General features: G+C 67.5%; 21 protein-coding genes. 15 read left to right on the top strand and 6 right to left on the bottom strand.

Going from position 1 to position 16,776, the window contains the following annotated elements; all coding sequences use genetic code 11:
- Positions 1–69: 69 nt before the first annotated feature.
- From AB0N61_RS10730 to AB0N61_RS10695, 8 genes are all read left to right on the top strand, one after another.
- On the top strand, positions 70–261 hold the full coding sequence (locus AB0N61_RS10730; RefSeq protein WP_053098849.1) for a helix-turn-helix domain-containing protein: 192 nt from the start codon (positions 70–72) through the stop codon (positions 259–261).
- Between the two features lie 135 nt (positions 262–396).
- Positions 397–495, top strand: a complete 99-nt coding sequence (locus tag AB0N61_RS10725; protein ID WP_003792170.1) for an AURKAIP1/COX24 domain-containing protein — start codon at positions 397–399, stop codon at positions 493–495.
- 81 nt (positions 496–576) lie between these two features.
- Positions 577–879: a rhodanese-like domain-containing protein gene (locus AB0N61_RS10720; RefSeq protein WP_053098850.1), complete on the top strand. Its 303-nt coding sequence runs from the start codon at positions 577–579 to the stop codon at positions 877–879.
- The gene (locus tag AB0N61_RS10715; protein WP_363363874.1) at positions 876–1,166 is read left to right on the top strand and encodes a glutaredoxin family protein; all 291 of its coding nucleotides are present in this window, start codon (positions 876–878) and stop codon (positions 1,164–1,166) included. Before AB0N61_RS10720 ends, AB0N61_RS10715 begins: the two co-directional genes overlap by 4 nt.
- A complete protein-coding gene (locus AB0N61_RS10710; RefSeq protein WP_363363872.1) occupies positions 1,163–1,462 on the top strand; it encodes a Dabb family protein in 300 nt (99 codons plus the stop codon). The genes AB0N61_RS10715 and AB0N61_RS10710 overlap by 4 nt, the downstream gene beginning before the upstream one ends.
- 150 nt (positions 1,463–1,612) lie before the next feature.
- Positions 1,613–2,428 carry a transporter substrate-binding domain-containing protein gene (locus tag AB0N61_RS10705; protein WP_167945810.1) on the top strand — a complete coding sequence of 272 codons (816 nt, stop codon included), beginning with the start codon at positions 1,613–1,615 and terminating at the stop codon, positions 2,426–2,428.
- 31 nt (positions 2,429–2,459) lie between these two features.
- Positions 2,460–3,257: an amino acid ABC transporter permease gene (locus AB0N61_RS10700; RefSeq protein ID WP_167945812.1), complete on the top strand. Its 798-nt coding sequence runs from the start codon at positions 2,460–2,462 to the stop codon at positions 3,255–3,257.
- Positions 3,254–4,009 carry an amino acid ABC transporter ATP-binding protein gene (locus AB0N61_RS10695; RefSeq protein ID WP_363363869.1) on the top strand — a complete coding sequence of 252 codons (756 nt, stop codon included), beginning with the start codon at positions 3,254–3,256 and terminating at the stop codon, positions 4,007–4,009. The genes AB0N61_RS10700 and AB0N61_RS10695 overlap by 4 nt, the downstream gene beginning before the upstream one ends.
- A 69-nt stretch (positions 4,010–4,078) precedes the next feature.
- On the opposite strand, the gene AB0N61_RS10690 is transcribed toward AB0N61_RS10695, so the two are convergent.
- The 4 genes from AB0N61_RS10690 to AB0N61_RS10675 all read right to left on the bottom strand — a co-directional run bounded on the left by AB0N61_RS10690 (position 4,079) and on the right by AB0N61_RS10675 (position 8,038).
- Complete coding sequence (locus AB0N61_RS10690) at positions 4,079–5,158, bottom strand: ABC transporter ATP-binding protein (RefSeq protein ID WP_363363867.1); 1,080 nt, start codon at positions 5,156–5,158, stop codon at positions 4,079–4,081.
- Positions 5,155–5,949, bottom strand: a complete 795-nt coding sequence (locus AB0N61_RS10685; protein WP_363363866.1) for an ABC transporter permease subunit — start codon at positions 5,947–5,949, stop codon at positions 5,155–5,157. The genes AB0N61_RS10690 and AB0N61_RS10685 overlap by 4 nt, the downstream gene beginning before the upstream one ends.
- Positions 5,946–6,764, bottom strand: coding sequence for an ABC transporter permease (locus AB0N61_RS10680; RefSeq protein WP_363364244.1), 819 nt, complete (start codon positions 6,762–6,764; stop codon positions 5,946–5,948). The genes AB0N61_RS10685 and AB0N61_RS10680 overlap by 4 nt, the downstream gene beginning before the upstream one ends.
- A 128-nt stretch (positions 6,765–6,892) precedes the next feature.
- Positions 6,893–8,038, bottom strand: a complete 1,146-nt coding sequence (locus AB0N61_RS10675) for an extracellular solute-binding protein (protein WP_363363864.1) — start codon at positions 8,036–8,038, stop codon at positions 6,893–6,895.
- 170 nt (positions 8,039–8,208) lie between these two features.
- Between AB0N61_RS10675 and AB0N61_RS10670 the strand changes: the two genes are divergently transcribed.
- Positions 8,209–9,045, top strand: a complete 837-nt coding sequence (locus AB0N61_RS10670; RefSeq protein WP_363363861.1) for a TSUP family transporter — start codon at positions 8,209–8,211, stop codon at positions 9,043–9,045.
- Positions 9,046–9,120: 75 nt separating this feature from the next.
- Here AB0N61_RS10670 and aspS read toward each other — a convergent pair whose 3' ends face one another.
- On the bottom strand, positions 9,121–10,902 hold the full coding sequence (gene aspS / locus AB0N61_RS10665) for an aspartate--tRNA ligase (protein ID WP_363363859.1): 1,782 nt from the start codon (positions 10,900–10,902) through the stop codon (positions 9,121–9,123).
- Between the two features lie 129 nt (positions 10,903–11,031).
- Here aspS and AB0N61_RS10660 point away from each other — a divergent pair, with 129 nt between their 5' ends.
- Both AB0N61_RS10660 and AB0N61_RS10655 read left to right on the top strand, forming a co-directional pair.
- Entirely contained in the window at positions 11,032–11,406 is a 375-nt protein-coding gene (locus AB0N61_RS10660; RefSeq protein ID WP_167945830.1) for a DUF5684 domain-containing protein, read from the top strand.
- Between the two features lies 1 nt (position 11,407).
- Positions 11,408–12,037, top strand: coding sequence for a histidine phosphatase family protein (locus AB0N61_RS10655; RefSeq protein WP_363363857.1), 630 nt, complete (start codon positions 11,408–11,410; stop codon positions 12,035–12,037).
- A gap of 75 nt (positions 12,038–12,112) precedes the next feature.
- Here AB0N61_RS10655 and AB0N61_RS10650 read toward each other — a convergent pair whose 3' ends face one another.
- Positions 12,113–13,012 carry an NAD(P)/FAD-dependent oxidoreductase gene (locus AB0N61_RS10650; RefSeq protein WP_363363855.1) on the bottom strand — a complete coding sequence of 300 codons (900 nt, stop codon included), beginning with the start codon at positions 13,010–13,012 and terminating at the stop codon, positions 12,113–12,115.
- A 60-nt stretch (positions 13,013–13,072) separates the two neighbouring features.
- Between AB0N61_RS10650 and AB0N61_RS10645 the strand changes: the two genes are divergently transcribed.
- From AB0N61_RS10645 to AB0N61_RS10630, 4 genes are all read left to right on the top strand, one after another.
- A complete protein-coding gene (locus AB0N61_RS10645; protein WP_363363853.1) occupies positions 13,073–13,477 on the top strand; it encodes a MerR family transcriptional regulator in 405 nt (134 codons plus the stop codon).
- A gap of 65 nt (positions 13,478–13,542) precedes the next feature.
- Entirely contained in the window at positions 13,543–14,196 is a 654-nt protein-coding gene (locus AB0N61_RS10640) for a TlpA disulfide reductase family protein (RefSeq protein ID WP_363363850.1), read from the top strand.
- A gap of 16 nt (positions 14,197–14,212) precedes the next feature.
- Positions 14,213–14,992 (top strand): cytochrome c biogenesis CcdA family protein, encoded by a 780-nt coding sequence (locus tag AB0N61_RS10635; RefSeq protein ID WP_363363848.1) that lies wholly within the window; start codon positions 14,213–14,215, stop codon positions 14,990–14,992.
- A 28-nt stretch (positions 14,993–15,020) separates the two neighbouring features.
- Positions 15,021–16,772 carry a cytochrome c biogenesis protein ResB gene (locus AB0N61_RS10630; RefSeq protein WP_363363846.1) on the top strand — a complete coding sequence of 584 codons (1,752 nt, stop codon included), beginning with the start codon at positions 15,021–15,023 and terminating at the stop codon, positions 16,770–16,772.
- The last annotated feature ends 4 nt before the right edge of the window (positions 16,773–16,776 follow it).

The following is a 16,776-nucleotide window of genomic DNA, read 5'->3' as shown; positions in this document are numbered from 1 at the left end:
GCCACACGGGTTTACACGCGTCCCAGGTTCGCCCTAGAGTGTGCACAAATCGAGAAAGGGGTACGTGGGATGCCCGAGGTTCCAGATGTCCGGTTCCTTACGGTGGCTGAGGTCGCCGAACTCATGCGCGTGTCGAAGATGACGGTCTACCGGATGGTGCACGCTGGGGAGCTGCCAGCCATCCGCTTCGGTCGTAGTTTCCGGGTTCCGGAATCCGCGGTCGCCGAGGCGCTGCAACGACCTATAGCCGACGTCGGCTGACGCTCTCGGAGCGGTCGGGCGGGCGCGTGCAGCGGACGCTCCACGGTTTGCTAGACTGATCCGAGGCATTTTTCCGTGCCCGTACCCGGGTGTCCGTCTCCGACGACACCCAGCCACTGACTTAGTGAGGTTTCCGTGGGTTCTGTCATCAAGAAGCGCCGCAAGCGCATGGCGAAGAAGAAGCACCGCAAGCTGCTTCGTAAGACTCGCCACCAGCGTCGCAACAAGAAGTAAGCGACCAGACACGAGCGCCTGTCTCCGGACGGGCGCTTTGTGTCTCTGCCCCCGGTTTCCCACTCGTCGCAGGAGCATGCCATGAAGTCGATCACCGTCACCGAGCTCGCCGAGCGTTCGAACACTCCGCTCATCGACGTCCGAGAGGTCGACGAGTTCGCCGCCGGGCACGTCCCCGGGGCCGTCAACATCCCGATGTCCGAGATCGGCAACCGGCTCGAAGAGCTGCCCGCGGAGTCGTTCGACGTCATCTGCCAGGCCGGCGGTCGATCGGCGCGCGTCGTCGAGGCACTCGAGTCGCGCGGATACGACGCCACCAACGTCGAGGGCGGAACGGGCGAGTGGATCGCGCAGGGTCGCGACATCGAGGTGCCGTCGGCGTGACCACGCTGACCCTCATCGGCAAGCCGGACTGCCATCTGTGCGATGTGGCGTCCGAGATCATCGACGCCGTCGTCGCCGAACTCCCCGACGCCGCAGCCGAGCGCATAGAGATCGTCGAGGCCTCGATCGCCGACGACCCTGTGCTCTACGAGCTGTGGTGGGAGAAGATCCCCGTCGTCCTGATCGACGGCGACCTGCACGCGCACTGGCGCCTGTCCGCCGACCGACTGCGCGACGCTCTCGAAGCAGCCGTGCAGCAGGACGCACTCGAGAAGGAATCGCGATGATCCGCCATGTCGTCACCTGGAAGCTCGCCGCCCCCGACGCCGCCACGCGCGCGGAGCAGGCCGCCGAGGTCGCTCGCCGCCTGAATGCGCTCGACGGCGTCGTGCCGCAGCTCCGCTCGATCTCCGCCGGCGCGAACGTCGCATACCCGGAGGCGAACTGGGATGTCACTCTCGTCGCCGATGTCGATTCGATCGAGGCGCTGGAGGAGTATCAGGTGCACCCCGCCCACGAAGACGTCGTGGCATATGTGCGCTCGGTGGTCTCCTCGCGCGTGGCTGTCGACTTCGAGCTCTGAGTCGTAACACGCGCGTCATATTCGGGCACACTTGCAACACAAATGTGATCCGCAGAAGACGGCCGACGGCGGGTCCGGCCCGGCGGTGCGTGTTTAGATGTTCTCCTACCCGTCCGTGGGGAACCACACCCTCGTCCTTCAGGAGCTGACATGCAGCGTCGCAACATCATCGCCGGGATCGCGCTCGCCGCGACCGCCACTCTCGCCCTCGCCGGATGCGCGACGGGCGGCGGAGACGCCGGATCGGGTGAGCCCGCGGCGGGCGACGAGTACGACCTCATCGAGGCCGGCACGCTGACGGTCTGCTCGGACATCCCCTACGCTCCGTTCGAGTTCGAGGGCGGCGACAACGGCACCGGCTACACCGGGTTCGACATCGACCTGCTCGACGCGATCGCCAAGGAACTCGACCTCAAGCTCGCGGTACAGGACGTCGGATTCGACGCACTGCAGTCCGGCACCACGCTCGCGGCGGGCACGTGCGACATCGGAGCCTCGGCCATGACCATCACCGACGAGCGCAAGGCCAACATCGACTTCTCCGAGCCGTACTACGAATCGCTGCAGTCGCTGCTCGTCCGCACGGACTCCGGCATCGAGTCGATCGACGACCTCTCGGGCAAGAACGTCGGCGTGCAGCAGGGCACCACGGGCGAGGCCTACGCGACCGAGAACGCCACCGGCGCCGAACTCGTGCAGTACCCCTCGGACGGCGAGCTGTGGCCCGCGATGCAGGCCGGTCAGATCGACGCGATCCTTCAGGACCAGCCCGTGAACCTCGAGCACGAGAAGGCCGACAGCGCCTACAAGATCGTCGAGGAGTACGAGACCGGCGAGTCCTACGGCTTCGCCTTCGCCAAGGGCGAGAAGGATGCCCTCCGCGAGGCGATCGACGGAGCTCTGCAGGACCTCCGCGACAACGGCGACTACCAGACGATCTACGACAACTACTTCACCGCGAAGTAATCGGCGAGCGACGTAGAGGGAGACCTTGACAATGGCGTTGAGGCGCACCACGAAGAGCAAGCTGTATCGGTACACCGTCTATGTGGTGCTGATCGCCGTCGCGGTCTGGCTGATCGTCAGCACCGACTGGGCGAGGATCGCGCAGCTGTACTTCAACCCGGAGATCGCCGCTCAGATGCTTCCGGGCATCATCACGACGGCGCTCGTGAACACGCTGTGGTTCACGGCGGTGGCGTTCGTCGGCGGCCTCCTCCTCGGAGTGCTGCTGGCGTTGATGAAGCTGTCGAGCATCGGACCCTTCCGATGGATCGCGACGGCATGGATCGAGCTGTTCCGAGGACTGCCCGCGATCCTCACGATCTTCGCCATCGCGTTCATCCTGCCCATCGGACTCGGCGTGCCCGGTACGAAGCTCGGCGGGCCGGTGGTGCTCGGCCTGATAGGTCTGATCCTCGTCGCATCGGCGTACATGGCCGAGACGATCCGCGCCGGTATCCAGGCTGTTCCGAAGGGACAGACGGAGGCTGCGCGCTCCCTCGGCATGTCGCCCATGAAGACGACGTTCTGGATCGTCGTGCCGCAGGGATTCCGCATCATCATCCCGCCGCTGACCAACGAGTTCGTCCTGCTGCTGAAAGACACGTCGCTGCTCTTCGTGGCAGGTTCCTTCATCTGGTCGAAGGAGCTGACGAACTTCGCGCGTGATGCGAGCACGCAGAACGCGAACGGCACCCCGCTCATCATGGCGGCGGTGCTCTACCTGATCGTGACGATCCCGCTCACGCGCTTCAGCGCGTACCTGGAACGAAGGATGTCGAGGCAGCGATGAGCACCGAACTGATTGACGTCCACGCGCCGGCGATCGACCTGCAGGGGCTCGTGAAGAGCTTCGGCGACAACGAGGTGCTCAAGGGCATCGACCTCACCGTCACGGCGGGAGAGGTGGTCTGCATCATCGGGCCCTCGGGCTCGGGCAAGTCGACGCTGCTGCGCTCGGTGAATCTGCTCGAGGAGCCGACCGCGGGCAAGGTGCTCATCGAAGGCATCGACATCACCGACCCCGATGTCGACATCGACCGCGTGCGCACGCGCATCGGCATGGTGTTCCAGAGCTTCAACCTGTTCCCGCACCTCGATGTGATGGGCAACCTCATGATCGCGCAGCAGCGGGTCAAGAAGAGGTCCAAGGTCGAGGCGCAGAAGATCGCCACCGAGATGCTCGGCCGGGTCGGGCTCGCAGAGAAGGCCGATGCCTACCCGGGTCATCTCTCCGGCGGTCAGCAGCAGCGCGTCGCGATCGCGCGAGCGCTGTGCATGAACCCGGACATGATGCTGTTCGACGAGCCGACGTCGGCGCTCGACCCCGAGCTGGTCGGCGAGGTGCTGCAGGTGATGCGGTCGCTCGCCGATGAGGGGATGACCATGCTGGTGGTGACCCACGAGATGGGCTTCGCCCGCGAGGTCGGGTCGCGACTGATCTTCATGGACGGCGGACACATCGTCGAGGAGGGCGACCCCCGCGAGGTGCTCGCTCACCCTCAGCATCCGCGCACGCAGGACTTCCTGGCTCGCGTTCTCTGAATTCGCGACGCACCCGTCACGACGAGACCCCTTCCCGCTGAGTCAGCAGGAGGGGGTCTCGTGTGCGGGTCAGCCTCGCGGGTGCACGGCCACGGGCTCGGGCGCCACCGCGATCCGCACGCGATCGCCGAAGGCCGGGTGGATGCCGGGCGCGTGCTGGAGCCGCACCAGCTCGCCCGACTCGGTGCGCACGAGCGTGCGGCGCATGCTGCCGAGGAACGTGCTCTCCTGCACGAGCGCGTCGGTCGCGGCATCCGCCTCGGACGCGAAGTGCACGTTCTCCGGCCGCAGATACACGTCGACAGGGCCGTCGGCCGGCGACTGCAGGGGGAGTCTCTGGCCCCACACCACCACGTGGTCGCCCTCCGCGACCCCCGACACCACGCTCGAGAGTCCGACGAAGGCGGCGACGCCCGCCGTGGACGGCGTCGTGTAGAGCTGCTCGGGCGTGCCGATCTGCTCGATGGTCCCCGCGTTCATCACGGCGATCCGGTCGGACACGGCCAGGGCCTCTTCCTGATCGTGGGTCACGAAGACGGTCGTGATTCCGAGCCGCAGCTGGATGCGCCGGATCTCGTCGCGCAGCTGCACCCGCACCTTCGCGTCGAGCGCAGAGAGCGGCTCGTCGAGCAGCAGGACCTTGGGTTCGGTGACCAGAGCGCGTGCGAGCGCCACGCGCTGCTGCTGCCCTCCGGAGAGCTGGTGCGGGAATCGGTCGGCGAAATCCGCGAGTCCCACCAGTGCGAGGGCGTCGAGAGCCCGCTTCGCGGCCTCCGCCTTGGCTACACCGCGGCGGCGAAGCCCGAACGCCGTGTTCTCCGCGACGCGCAGGTGCGGGAACAGGGAGTACGATTGGAAGACCATGCCGATGTCGCGCTTGTTCGTGGGCACACGCGAGACGTCGTTGCCGCCGAGCAGCACAGCTCCGCTGTCGAGCCCTTCGAGGCCGGCGAGCACGCGGAGCAGCGTGGTCTTGCCGCAGCCGGATGGTCCCAGCAGCGAGACGAACTCGCCCGGCGCGATGTCGAGGTCGACGCCGTGAAGCACCGTGTTGCCGGAGTAGCTCTTCACGATGTCCTGCAGCTGCACACGCGTGCCCTCTCCCGCCTCGGCGAGCAGCATGTTGTCGGCGGTCTGGGGGAGGGTCATGAGCGGGCCTTTCCGGTGCCGCGCGCGACGCGGCCGATGAGTAGGAGCAGCAGGAAGACGAACAGCAGCGCCAGCAGGGTGAAGATCGCAGGTGCGTACGGATCCTGCTTCTGGACGACCACCATGGCCGTCTGGAACACCTGGCGGTTGAGGAGCGAGGCGATCGTGAATTCTCCGAGCACCACGGCGATCGAGATGAGCGATGCCGCGAGCAGCCCCTGCCGCAGGTTGGGGGCGAGCACCTGCAGCACGACGGTCGGCCAGCTGGCGCCGAGCGACCGGGCGGCCTCGGCGAGCGTCCGCAGATCGGCCGCGTCGATCGAGGCCTGGATCGAGCGGTACGCGAACGGCAGCACGGTGATGCCGTAGGCGAAGGCCAGAGTCCACGTGCCGGTGCCGAGGGTGCGTCCGATCTGCAGGTAGATCGGCGCGAGGCCGACCACCAGCACGATCGCGGGGATCGAGATCGGCAGCAGGACGGCGAATTCGAACACCGGCTTGAGCTTCGCGAAGCGCAGATTCACCAGGATCATGGTCGGCGCGAGCAGCAGGAGCACGATCGCGACGGTCACGAGCGCGAGGACGAGGGAGTTGCCCAGCCCCATCCAGATCGGCTTGATCGCCGCCGACTCCGCGGGGTCGAACAGCGCGGCCCAGCGCTCGAGTCCGAGACTGCCGTCGGTCTGACGCAGCGTGTAGAGCAGGGTCGAGATGAGCGGGATCGCGAAGAACGCGCCGACGACCACGCCGATGATCCAGCGGGTCGCGAGTGACGGGCCGAGGCGATTCATGACTGCCACCTCGCCGCCCGGCGCTGGATGAGTGAGTAGAGCGCCATCACGACTCCCACGATCACGATCATGCCCAGCGCGAGCGCACCGGCGAGGTTCTCGCGGCCGAGAAGCGTCTCGCTCGTCAGAGCGGCACGGATCTGCAGAGGCACGATCTGCGAGCCCTGGCTGGCGAGGGCGGCGGCGGTGGCGTAGGACGAGAAGGCGTTCGCGAAGAGCAGCAGCAGGCTGGCGAAGAACGACGGCGCGAGCACGGGGATGCCGATGTGCAGCCAGAAGCTCGCGCGCGTGCCGCCGAGTGTGAGGTTCGCCTCGGCCCAGTGCGGCTTGAGTGCGGCGAGGGCGGGCATGAAGGTGATGACCATGAGGGGGATCTGGAAGTAGATGTAGGGCAGGATCAGCCCCGGGAGTTCATAGAGCCACGTGCCGTTCGCGAAGATGTCGATTCCGAGATCGTTCTTCAGGAAGAGGGTGACGACTCCCTGGATGCCGATCGTCGCGATGAAGGCGAAGGCGAGCATGACGCCGCCGAACTGGGCGAGGACGCCGGCAGCGGCATCCACCGTCGAGCGGATGCCGCCATCGGGGTTCAGGCCGAGCAGGGCGTAGCAGACGAGTGCACCGACGATCGCGCCGACGACGGCGGTGAGCAGCGACAGGGTCGCCGAATTCGCGAAGGTCGTGAGCACGACGGGGTCCGCCAGGGCCGACAGGTTCGACCAGGTGAACGACCCGTCCTTCGTGAAGAAGCCGGAGCCGATGGCGAGGATGGTGGGCACGGCGAGGAACAGCACGACATATGCGGCGAACGGCACGAGACCGAGCCAGGCGACGGAGGGCGCGGAGCGCTGGGCCCGCGACGAGGTCGCAGGCCCAGCGCTGTGCGGTGCGGCGGAGACGGAGGCGGATGCCGCGGCATCCGCCTCCGTTGCGGGAGTGAGGGTCACTGGACCGCCGCAGCCCACTTCTCGCCGAGCAGAGTACCCGCGTTCGTCGACTGCTCCTCGGTCGGAACCACGGTCTCGGCGGGCACCTCGGGCAGAGCGGCAGCCAGGTCGGCGTCGATGGTGCCGGCCTCGGTCATGGCCTCCATGCGAGCCGGGCGCGCGCCGCCCTTGAGCCAGAGGTTCTGCACCTCGTCGCTGTAGAGGAACTCCTGCCACAGGCGCGCGGCGGCAGGGTTCGGAGCATCCTTGTTGATCGCCTGGTTGTAGTAGCCCGCGTAGCCGGTGCCGTCGAGCACGACGACCTTCCAGTCCGCGTTGTCCGTCGTGTGAGAGGCGTTGAGGTAATCCCAGTCGAAGACGACGGGGGTCTCGCCGCTCGCGACGGTCGCAGTGGTCACGTCGACCTTGAGCAGGTTGCCGGCCTTCTGCAGCTCCGAGAAGAAGTCGATGCCGGGCTGGAAGTCGTCGAGGGTGCCGTCGGACTGCACGGTCGCGAGGCCCACGGCGGCGAAGGCAGCGCCGGCCTGCGTCGGGTCGCCGTTGATCGCGACGGCGCCCTTGTAGGCGGCATCCTTCAGGTCATCCAGGGACTCCGGGGCGTCGAACTTCGAGGAGTCGTAGCCGATCGACATGTATCCGCCGTAGTCGCCGACGAAGAGGCCGGTCGGCTCCTTGAGAGCGTCGGGGATCTCGTCCCACGTCTGCACCTGGTACGGGGCGAACACGTCGGTGTTCTGCAGCGCGACCGTGAGGCCGAGGTCGAAGACGTCGGGCGCGGTGTCGAGGCCCTCATTGGTCTTCGCGGCCTGGATCTCCTCGGCGCTCGAGACATCGGGAGAGGCCTCGTTGATCGTGATCTCGGGGTACTTCTCGGCGAAGAGGTCGAGGATCTCGCCGTAGTTCGCCCAGTCGCGCGGGAGTGCTATGACGTTGAGCTGGCCTTCGGCCTTGGCCGCAGCCTCCAGCTTCTCGAACGAGCCGAAGTCCTCGACGGATGTCGCGGACGCGGCGTCGACCGACGAGTCTCCGTCACCGGATCCCGAGGCGTCCGCTGCGCCGGAGCAGGCGGTGAGGCCGAGCGCGGCAGTGGTGAACAGGGCGATGCCGGCGCCGATGCGCGCGCGACGGTGGAAGTTCGTCATCAGGGTCCTCTCGGTGTCCGGCGCTGTGAGCCGGTTTTCGGGTTGCGAGAGGACACTACGAGCCGAGGGTTGCCGCCGATCGCGGCTCGGGTGAACGACAGGTGTCGGGGGCGTGACGGGTCGGTCGGCGGTGGCGTTCGAGGCAGTGCGCAGTCTGACATTCTGGAGGGATGGACATCGGCAGTGTGCTCGGGCTCGAGCAGCTCACCTGGGGCACGCTGATCCTCATCGTCATCGCGGCTTTCGCCGCAGGCTGGATCGACGCGGTCGTCGGCGGGGGAGGTCTGCTGCAACTCCCCGCGCTTCTGCTGATCCCCGGCATCTCGCCCATCCAGGCGCTCGCCACGAACAAGCTCGCCTCGGTCTTCGGCACGGCCACGAGCAGCGTCACGTACTACGGGAGAGCGAAACCCGACATCCGCACCGCTCTGCCGATGGCCGCGATCGCCCTGGTCGGATCCTTCGGCGGCGCGGCCGTCGCCACCGTGCTGCCCGCTGCGGCCTTCAAGCCGATCATCGTGGTCGCCCTGCTCGCCGTGGCGCTGTTCACCGCATTCCGTCCGCAGATGGGGGCGGCCACCAAGCTCCGCTTCAGCGGTCACAAGCACCACATCATGGCGGGGCTCGCGGGGCTCGTGATCGGCTTCTACGACGGGCTGATCGGCCCGGGAACCGGCACGTTCCTGGTGATCACGCTCGTCGCGCTGCTCGGCTACGACTTCCTCCAGGCGAGCGCCAAGGCGAAGATCGTCAATCTGGCCACGAACACCGGTGCTCTGCTGCTCTTCATCCCCCACGGTGCTGTGCTGTGGCTGCTCGGCGGCATCCTCGCGGTCGCGAATGTCGCCGGAAGCTACCTCGGGTCGCGCATGGCGATCTCGAAGGGCACGACCTTCATCCGCGTCGTCTTCCTGGTCGTGGTCGTCGCCCTCATCGCCAAGCTCGGCGTCGACGTGTGGAACGAGAACATCGCGCCGGCGCTCGCGGCGCTCGCAGCGGTGCGCTGACGTCGCAGAAAAGCACTCGGGTCGCAGAGAATCCGAGAATTCTCTGCGACCCGATGCGGATCTGCGACGCGAGGGTCAGGCCTCGTCGTCCTCCGGCTCGAAGTCGACGCCGGCCTCCGCCCGCTGCTCGGCCGTGATCGGAGCCGGAGCCGCAGTCAGAGGGTCGAACCCGTTGCCCGACTTGGGGAACGCGATGACGTCGCGGATCGACTCGGTCTTCGACAGGTGCTGCAGCACGCGGTCCATGCCGAGCGCGATTCCACCGTGGGGCGGGGCGCCGAACTTGAACGCGTCGAGCAGGAAGCCGAACTGCTCCTGCGCCACCTCGTCGCTGATGCCCATGACCTCGAACACGCGCTTCTGCACGTCTTCGCGGTGGATGCGGATCGACCCGCCGCCGAGCTCCGAGCCGTTGCACACGATGTCGTACGCGTAGGCGAGAGCCGAAGCGGGGTCGGTGTCGAACGTGTCCTGGAACTCGGGCTTCGGTCCGGTGAACGCGTGGTGCACGGCGGTCCAGGCTCCGGCGCCGACGGCGACGTCACCGGATGCCACGGCATCCGCCGCCGGCTCGAACATCGGAGCATCGACGACCCAGGTGAACGCGAACTCGTCGGGGTTCAGGAAGCCGAGACGACGGCCGATTTCGACGCGGGCAGCGCCGAGGAGCGCACGGCTCTCCTTGGTCGATCCGGCGGCGAAGAACACGCAGTCTCCGGCTTCGGCGCCGACGAACTCGGCGAGTCCGGCCTGCTCCGCCTCAGAGAGGTTCTTGGCGGCCGGGCCGCCGAGCGTGCCGTCCTCGTTGAAGAGCACATACGCGAGGCCGCGGGCACCACGCTGCTTGGCCCAGTCCTGCCACGCGTCGAGCTGCTTGCGCGGCTGGCTCGCGCCACCGGGCATACGCACCGCGCCGACGTACTCGGCCTGGAACACCCGGAAAGGAGTCTCTGCGAAGTACTCGGTGGCCTCGACGAGCTCGAGTCCGAAGCGCAGGTCGGGCTTGTCGGAGCCGTACTTCGCCATGGCGTCGGCATAGGTCAGGCGCGGCAGCGGGGTCTGCACCTCGACGCCGATGGTCTTCCACATCGCGACGATCAGCGACTCCATCAGCGTGATGACGTCTTCCTGGTCGACGAAGCTCATCTCGATGTCGAGCTGCGTGAACTCGGGCTGACGGTCGGCGCGGAAGTCCTCGTCGCGGTAGCAGCGAGCGATCTGGTAGTACTTCTCGACGCCGCCGACCATGAGCAGCTGCTTGAACAGCTGCGGCGACTGCGGCAGCGCGTACCAGCTGCCCGGGTGCAGGCGTGCGGGAACGACGAAGTCGCGGGCGCCCTCGGGCGTCGAGCGCGTGAGCGTCGGGGTCTCTACCTCGGTGAAGTCCTCGCCGTGCAGCACATCGCGGACCGCCTTGTAGACGTTCGACCGCAGACGCAGAGCGGATGCCGCCGCGGGGCGACGCAGGTCGAGGTAGCGGTACTTGAGGCGGGCCTCTTCACCCACCGTCTCGGTGTCCGCGACAGCGGTGGACACCTGGAATGGCAGGGGAGCGGACTCGTTCAGCACCTCGACGTCGGTCGCGATGAGCTCGATCTCGCCGGTGGGCAGGTTGGGGTTCGCGTTGCCCTCGGGGCGGCGGGAGACCTCGCCGGTGACCTTGAGGACGAACTCGTTGCGCAGCGGGTGCGCGATCTCCTCGTCGCGGATGACGACTTGGGCGATACCCGACGCATCCCGAAGATCGATGAACGCGACTCCTCCGTGATCACGACGGCGATCGACCCAACCCGAGAGGGTGACGGTCTGACCGATATGCTCGGCTCGCAGTGAGCCTGCCGAGTGGGTGCGAAGCACGGAGGATTCCTCCTGATCTGGGAAATGATGAACCCGCCCATTCTACGTGGGCGGGTGCCGCCTCCCCGCCCTCGGCATATCGGTCAGTAGGATCGCCACGACAGCCGCTCGACCAGCGAAAGGGTCTCCATGGACTCCAACGGCATCTCCGACCTGTACGGATCGATCTTCTCGGGCACCACGGGGCTCATCGCGCTCGTCTTCTATGTGCTCGTCGCGGTCGGCCTGTGGAAGGTGTTCACGAAGGCCGGCTACCCCGGCATCCTCGCGATCATCCCGATCGTGAACGTCGTGTTCCTCGTGAAGATCGCCGGTATGTCCGGGTGGCTGGCGCTGCTGTACCTTATTCCGATCGTGGGATTCATCTTCGGGATCGTCGTGGCCATCAAGCTCGGCGAGCGGTTCGGCAAGGGCGGTCTGTTCTCCTTCTTCCTGCTCTTCGTCTTCCCCTACATCGGGTACCTGATCCTCGGCTTCGGCGAGTCCCGCTATCGCGCGGCCTGACATGGTGGCGTCCCGACTGCACCTCGTCCGCCATGGCGAGGTCCACAATCCGAAGCGTGTCCTCTACGGCCGGCTGCCCGACTACCACCTGAGCAGGGCGGGCCGAAAGATGGCACGAGCGGCCTCCGATCACATCGCCGGCCTCGACCGACCGGTCGTGGGGCTCTTCTCCTCTCCGCTCGAGCGTGCGCAGGAGTCGGCGGAGCCGTTCGCCGAGCGCTTCGGCTTCACGCCCGAGATCGACATCAGGCTGATCGAGCCGACCAACGTGTTCGAGGGCACGCAGATGCGACGGTCCCTGATGAACCCGCTCAACTGGTGGCATCTGCGGCAGCCGGCGCTTCCCAGCTGGGGCGAGCCGTACACGTCGATCGCCGAGCGGATGCTGGGGGTCATGGGGGAGGCCTGGCACGCGGCGGACGACGGTGATGTCGTCATGGTCTCGCACCAGGCGCCGATCTGGATCACGCACCTCAGGGTGGCCGGTCTGCCCCTCAGGCACGACCCGCGAACCCGGCGGTGCGCGCTGTCGAGTGTCACGTCCTTCGAGCTCGTCGGCGACGTGTGGCGCGAGGTCGATTACGCCGAACCTGCGGCGACCGGCGCTGCCGTCGACGTGGGGGCCGTCTGACGACACCCGCGTTCGAATCGCGCACCTGGCAGATTCTGCGGCTCGAGATCTGCACAGTGCGCGATTCGAAAGGTGTCAGCCGGCCGTCAGCGACTGGATGACTCCGACCGCGGCGAGCTGACCCGCGGCGGCTGCGAGCAGCACGGATGCCATCGGTCCGGGAAGCGAGGCTCGGTGCGCGAGGTCCCCGGCGGCGAAGACGCCGGGCATCGAGGTGCGACCGAAGTCGTCGATCTCGATCGAGCCCGAGGGCAGCATCTGCAGGCCGAGCTGGTCGGCGAAGGGAGCACGGTGACGCATCGTGCCGGAGGCGACGAACACGCCGGCAACGGTGTGCGCGCCCGTGGCGGTGGTGATGCGCACGTCGTCGTCCTGCGGTGCGACAGAGAGGACCGGCTCCGCGCTGACGCGGACCCCGAGTGCGTCCAGTGTCCGCACCTCATCGTCGGTGAACGGCTGGTCCACCGGGAACACCGTGATGTCCGCGACGATGCGACCGAGGAGACCGATCAGGTGCTCGGCGCGCGGGGCGGGACCGAGGATGCCGATGGAACGGCCGGCGTGCTCGTGGCCGTCGCAGAACGGGCAGCTGAACGCCTTCGTGCCCCACAACTCCTGGAGTCCGGGGATAGCGGGAAGATCGTCGGCGACGCCCGTCGCGAGGATCACGTGTCGCGTCTCGGCCGTCTCGCCGTCTGCGAGCTGCACGACGAATCCGCCGTCGGAACGGGTCACCGTCTGCGCCCCCACGTCGCGGATCTCGACGACGGAGTACTCGGCGAGCTGCTCTCGTGCCGTCGCCCGGAACTCTGCCGGGGGAGTGCCGTCGTTCGCGACGACGTTGTGCATGTGCCGCACGGTGCCGTTGCGGTATTCGCCGGAATCGAGAAGCAGTGTGGGCCGGTGCATCCGCCCGAGGGTCAATGCCGCCTGGAGGCCGGCGGGGCCTGCGCCGATCACGATCGCGTCGTACATGAGGGTCCTTCCGAGGGGTGCTCGCTTGCGTTCGTCTTCAGTCTGTGACTTCATGTCAACATGAAGTCAAGCATCGAGAATCCCTGGTCCGTGGGCGAGGTCGCAGCGCGCTTCGAGCTGCCCACGAACGCGCTCAGGCACTGGGAGTCGGTCGGCCTGCTGCGCCCGGCGCGCGACTCGGCGGGGAGGCGCCGCTACGGGCAGGACGACGTCGTGCGCATCGCCGTCATCCAGCGCAGCAAGGCCGCAGGCATGACCCTCGATCAGATCGCCGTGCTTCTCGACGACGGCAGCGCAGGTCGACACGAGGTGCTGCAGCAGCACCTCGACGACCTCGACCGACGGATGGAGGACATGCGCCGCTCGCGCGAGATGACCGAGCACGCGATGGGCTGCCGCTCGCACGACATCGCCACCTGCCCCCGATTCCGCGCGAGCGTCGACGACGTGCTCGCTCGGCTCTGACAGCGGCGTGCTGCACCCGGAGGCACCCGGCCCATGCATAGGAACCCCTGCGTAAACTGGGAATCGTGCCACTCGCCTCGACGGTTCGTCCGATCCGCAGCGGCCGCTCCTCCCGCATCCGGCCTTCTCGCCGCGCGGTCGGTGCCGTGCTCGCCGCGGTGCTCGCCATCGGTCTGAGCGCCTGCGCTCCCGATCCCGTGAACGACTCGTTCCTCAGCGGCGACAACCCGGGCTATGTCGCGGCCGACGGAGCGATCGTCGAGATCCCGCCCGCCGAGCGCGATGAGCCCATCGGCGATTTCGGCGGCGTCACCGAGGACGGCGAGGATTTCGCAAGCTCCGAGCTCGCGGGCAAGGTCACGGTCGTCAACTTCTGGTATGCCGGCTGCGCACCGTGTCGTCTCGAGGCCGAGGCCCTCGAGAGCGTCTGGCAGCAGCACGGAGGCGACGACGTCGCGTTCCTCGGGATCAACACCCGCGATCAGGCCGACACCGCCAAGGCGTTCTCGGCCGAGTTCGGCGTGACCTACCCGAGCCTGATCGACGTCGACACCGCCGAGGCCAAGCTCGCCTTCGCATCGTCGGTGCCGATCCAGGCGACGCCCACCACTCTCGTGCTCGACAAGCAGGGGCGCGTGGCGGCCCGCATCATCGGGCCCATCGACGGCACCTCCATCCTCTCGACGCTCGTCAAGGACGCGCTCGCGGAGGACTCGTGAGTCTCTCGGGAGCGGCGTGAACCCCGAAGTCATCATCGGATCGGGAGCCCTGTGGCTCGCGATCCCCGTGGCCCTGCTCGCGGGACTCGTGTCGTTCCTGTCGCCGTGCGTCCTTCCCCTGGTTCCGGGCTATCTCGGATTCCTCGGGGGAGCGGTCACTCCTCGCCGCACGCCGAACGCCACCGACGGCACCGCCGTGTCCACGGTCGAGGCCCCCGCTCGCAGCCGACTCGTCGTCGGCGTGCTGCTCTTCATCCTCGGATTCAGCCTGGTCTTCGTCTCGCTCACGGCCCTCGGCGGGCTGGCCAACGTGTTCCTGCTCCAGTGGGGCGAGCTCATCACGCGCATCCTCGGCGGCGTCATCATCCTGATGGGCCTCGTGTTCCTCGGGCTCTTCGGCTTCGCGCAGCGCGAGCTGCGCTTCCACGTCGACTCGAAGGCCGGTCTGATCGGCGCGCCCCTGCTGGGCGTCGCGCTGGGCATCGGTTGGGCGCCCTGCCTCGGTCCGACCCTCACCGCGATCTTCGCCCTCTCGTTCAACGCAGGCGACCCGGTGCGTGCGGGCCTGCTCGGGCTGGCCTACTCGCTCGGTCTCGGCATCCCGTTCCTGCTGGTCGCGCTCGGCTTCGGGTGGGCCACGAGAGCGATCGGCTTCCTGCGCCGACACATCCGCGTGGTGAACGTGATCGGCGGTGTGCTGCTGATCGTCCTCGGCTTGCTGATGGTGACGGGACTCTGGACGGACATCATGTCTCGACTGACGGCGGTGATGAGCAGTGTCGACCTCCCGATCTGATCAGAAGAAGACGCATCGGAAGGATGACGTGAGCAGCACAACCGAGAGATCGAGCGATCCGCTCCGGCCGTCCGACCACGTCGACGGTGAGGAGTCGATCACGCAGCCTCGCCTCGGCGTGGTGGGCTGGCTGCGCTGGGGCTGGCGTCAGCTGACCTCGATGCGCACCGCTCTGATCCTGCTCCTCGTGCTGGCGATCGCGGCGATCCCCGGCTCGATCTTCCCGCAGCGCATGGCCGACCCCAACGGCGTCACGCAGTGGGAGCGCGACAACCCCGATCTCTTCCCGATCCTCGACGGCCTCAAGCTCTTCGACGTCTATCTCTCGCCGTGGTTCTCGGCGATCTACCTGCTGCTGTTCGCGTCGCTCGTCGGGTGCGTCATTCCGCGCATCCGCCACCACGCGAAAGCGCTGCAGGCACGGCCCCCGCGCACGCCCGCGCGCCTGAAGCGTCTCGCCGACTTCCGTGCGGTCGACCGCGCATCGACCGACGCCACGACCGATGCCGCCGCATCGATCGACATCGCGACGAAGCAGCTCAAGGCCCTGGGCTACCGAGTCGAGCGCTACGACGACAAGCGATCGTCGTCGGTCTCGGCCGAGCGCGGCTACTGGCGCGAGACCGGCAACCTGCTCTTCCACCTCGCGCTGGTCGGAGTGCTGATCACGGTCGGCGTCGGCGGCGGGTTCGCCTACACGGGGCAGCGCGTGCTGGTCGAGGGAGAGACCTTCGCGAACACCCTGCTCGACTACGACTCGATGAACCGCGGGCGATTCGTCGGCGACGGAGCACTCGCGCCCTACTCGATGCGTCTCGACAGCTTCGACGTCACCTATCAGCCGTTCGGCGAGCCGGGTTCCGGTCAGGCCGGCGACTTCTCGGCGAACGTCACCGTGCAGGAGAACGGCGAGGAGCGCACGGGGTCGGTCAAGGTCAACGAGCCGCTCGGAGTCGCCGACGACAACGTCTTCCTGCTCGGCAACGGATACGCGCCGACGATCACGGTGCGCGATCCCGACGGGAACGTGGTGTTCACCAACAGCACCCCGTTCCTGCCGCAGGACAACAACATGACATCGCTGGGCGTCATCAAGATCCCCGACGGACTCAGCGAGCAGGTCGGCCTCGTGGGCTTCTTCTACCCGACGACGGGTGTGCTCGACACCGGCGCGTTCTTCTCGGGCTTCGGCGACCTCACCAATCCCACGCTCACACTCGACGTCTACACCGGCGACCTCGGCATCAACGAGGGCATCCCGCGTTCCGTGTACGTGCTCGACACGACCGGCATGACGAAGGTCACCGGGCGCACGACAGACCTCGATTCGATCGAGTTGACACCAGGACAGACCGCCGACCTGCCGAACGGCATGGGAACGGTGACCTTCGAGGACGAGTCGCCGGCCGGCGCGACCGACGCGTCGGAGTCCGTCAAGCGGTTCGCCTCGCTGCAGATCCACCGCGACGCCTCGGGTCCGTGGGTGCTCGGCTTCGCGCTTCTCGCGCTCGGCGGTCTGATGCTCGCGCTGTTCATCCCCCGACGCCGAGTGTGGGTCAAGGCGACGGCACACGACGGCACCGTCGCTCTCGAGTACGCAGGTCTTGCTCGCGGCGAGGACCCCACGCTCGCGACGGCCGTCGACGACCTCGTGGCCGGTCACGCGCGCCTGATGGACGCAGCGGGTGTCACGACAGCCGTCGAGGCCGCAGCGGCTCCCGAGCCGGACGTCGACGGCGAACCCGAGCTCCCCGCATCCGACACCCCGAAAGTAGACTGACACC

Source organism: Microbacterium sp. NPDC089320 (assembly GCF_040684875.1).
Lineage (GTDB): Bacteria > Actinomycetota > Actinomycetes > Actinomycetales > Microbacteriaceae > Microbacterium.
The sequence above is the reverse complement of the archived record's forward strand: the minus strand, read 5'-3'. Positions and strand labels throughout refer to the sequence as shown.

What these genes read in the sequence shown, in the direction of transcription:
- AB0N61_RS10675 (WP_363363864.1), bottom strand. Translation starts at nt 8,038, where the DNA reads ATGACGAACTTCCACCGTCGCGCGCGCATCGGCGCCGGCATCGCCCTG.
- AB0N61_RS10690 (WP_363363867.1), bottom strand. Translation starts at nt 5,158, where the DNA reads ATGACCCTCCCCCAGACCGCCGACAACATGCTGCTCGCCGAGGCGGGA.
- AB0N61_RS10705 (WP_167945810.1), top strand. Translation starts at nt 1,613, where the DNA reads ATGCAGCGTCGCAACATCATCGCCGGGATCGCGCTCGCCGCGACCGCC.
- AB0N61_RS10700 (WP_167945812.1), top strand. Translation starts at nt 2,460, where the DNA reads ATGGCGTTGAGGCGCACCACGAAGAGCAAGCTGTATCGGTACACCGTC.
- AB0N61_RS10695 (WP_363363869.1), top strand. Translation starts at nt 3,254, where the DNA reads ATGAGCACCGAACTGATTGACGTCCACGCGCCGGCGATCGACCTGCAG.
- AB0N61_RS10650 (WP_363363855.1), bottom strand. Translation starts at nt 13,012, where the DNA reads ATGTACGACGCGATCGTGATCGGCGCAGGCCCCGCCGGCCTCCAGGCG.
- AB0N61_RS10720 (WP_053098850.1), top strand. Translation starts at nt 577, where the DNA reads ATGAAGTCGATCACCGTCACCGAGCTCGCCGAGCGTTCGAACACTCCG.
- AB0N61_RS10685 (WP_363363866.1), bottom strand. Translation starts at nt 5,949, where the DNA reads ATGAATCGCCTCGGCCCGTCACTCGCGACCCGCTGGATCATCGGCGTG.
- AB0N61_RS10670 (WP_363363861.1), top strand. Translation starts at nt 8,209, where the DNA reads ATGGACATCGGCAGTGTGCTCGGGCTCGAGCAGCTCACCTGGGGCACG.
- AB0N61_RS10660 (WP_167945830.1), top strand. Translation starts at nt 11,032, where the DNA reads ATGGACTCCAACGGCATCTCCGACCTGTACGGATCGATCTTCTCGGGC.
- AB0N61_RS10730 (WP_053098849.1), top strand. Translation starts at nt 70, where the DNA reads ATGCCCGAGGTTCCAGATGTCCGGTTCCTTACGGTGGCTGAGGTCGCC.
- AB0N61_RS10710 (WP_363363872.1), top strand. Translation starts at nt 1,163, where the DNA reads ATGATCCGCCATGTCGTCACCTGGAAGCTCGCCGCCCCCGACGCCGCC.
- AB0N61_RS10655 (WP_363363857.1), top strand. Translation starts at nt 11,408, where the DNA reads ATGGTGGCGTCCCGACTGCACCTCGTCCGCCATGGCGAGGTCCACAAT.
- AB0N61_RS10645 (WP_363363853.1), top strand. Translation starts at nt 13,073, where the DNA reads ATGAAGTCAAGCATCGAGAATCCCTGGTCCGTGGGCGAGGTCGCAGCG.